Raw genomic sequence first — 941 nt, 5'->3', positions numbered from 1 at the left:
ACAACAGATAAAACAAAAGGCCCAGTCTTCCGACTGAGCCTTTTGTTTTATTTGATGTCTGGCAGTTCCCTACTCTCGCATGGGGAGACCCCACACTACCATCGGCGCTACGGCGTTTCACTTCTGAGTTCGGCATGGGGTCAGGTGGGACCACCGCGCTAAGGCCGCCAGGCAAATTCTGTTTTATCAGACCGCTTCTGCGTTCTGATTTAATCTGTATCAGGCTGAAAACCTTCTCTCATCCGCCAAAACAGCTTCGGCGTTGTAAGGTTAAGCCTCACGGTTCATTAGTACCGGTTAGCTCAACGCATCGCTGCGCTTACACACCCGGCCTATCAACGTCGTCGTCTTCAACGTTCCTTCAGGACTCTCAAGGAGTCAGGGAGAACTCATCTCGGGGCAAGTTTCGTGCTTAGATGCTTTCAGCACTTATCTCTTCCGCATTTAGCTACCGGGCAGTGCCATTGGCATGACAACCCGAACACCAGTGATGCGTCCACTCCGGTCCTCTCGTACTAGGAGCAGCCCCCCTCAGTTCTCCAGCGCCCACGGCAGATAGGGACCGAACTGTCTCACGACGTTCTAAACCCAGCTCGCGTACCACTTTAAATGGCGAACAGCCATACCCTTGGGACCTACTTCAGCCCCAGGATGTGATGAGCCGACATCGAGGTGCCAAACACCGCCGTCGATATGAACTCTTGGGCGGTATCAGCCTGTTATCCCCGGAGTACCTTTTATCCGTTGAGCGATGGCCCTTCCATTCAGAACCACCGGATCACTATGACCTGCTTTCGCACCTGCTCGCGCCGTCACGCTCGCAGTCAAGCTTGCTTATGCCATTGCACTAACCTCCTGATGTCCGACCAGGATTAGCCAACCTTCGTGCTCCTCCGTTACTCTTTAGGAGGAGACCGCCCCAGTCAAACTACCCACCAGAC

Annotated in this window: 2 rRNA genes; both read right to left on the bottom strand. The window is 54.0% G+C overall.

The features are described from left to right. Positions 1–56: 56 nt before the first annotated feature. Positions 57–172, bottom strand: a 5S ribosomal RNA gene (gene rrf, locus FN960_RS23395). A gap of 94 nt (positions 173–266) precedes the next feature. Continuing rightward, a 23S ribosomal RNA gene (locus FN960_RS23390) occupies positions 267–941 on the bottom strand; the annotation flags it as partial.

The organism is Alkalicoccobacillus porphyridii, from assembly GCF_007293315.1.
GTDB lineage: Bacteria > Bacillota > Bacilli > Bacillales > Bacillaceae_D > Alkalicoccobacillus > Alkalicoccobacillus porphyridii.
This window is presented reverse-complemented; position numbering and strand designations above follow the sequence as displayed.